The sequence below is a fragment of the Methylobacterium mesophilicum genome, assembly GCF_022179445.1.
GTDB classification, from domain to species: Bacteria; Pseudomonadota; Alphaproteobacteria; order Rhizobiales; family Beijerinckiaceae; genus Methylobacterium; species Methylobacterium mesophilicum.
This window is the reverse complement of the sequence record NZ_BPQU01000110.1, coordinates 1-278: the sequence shown is the minus strand read 5'-3', so window position 1 is coordinate 278 and position 278 is coordinate 1. Positions and strand designations below refer to the sequence as shown.

At 49.3% G+C, this 278-nt stretch carries 1 protein-coding gene; it reads left to right on the top strand.

Annotated elements, in window-relative coordinates; translation table 11 throughout:
• A partial coding sequence (locus tag MFF40_RS28425) for a TDP-N-acetylfucosamine:lipid II N-acetylfucosaminyltransferase family protein (RefSeq protein ID WP_238263163.1) occupies window positions 1-278 on the top strand: 278 nt, incomplete at both ends.

The following is a 278-nucleotide window of genomic DNA, read 5'->3' as shown; positions in this document are numbered from 1 at the left end:
CTGGAGTTATTCAGCGAAGAAAATCTACAAATTCTGAGCGAAAAACTGGAATTTGACGCCTATCTGGCGCTACTTCGTCAGTGCGATCTTGGTTACTTTATTTTTGCCCGCCAGCAGGGCATTGGTACGCTGTGCTTACTGATTCAGGCGGGCATTCCTTGTGTGCTTAACCGGGAAAATCCGTTCTGGCAGGATATGACGGAACAACATTTGCCGGTGCTGTTTACTACCGACGATCTCAACGAGGATATTGTGCGTGAAGCGCAGCGCCAGTTGGC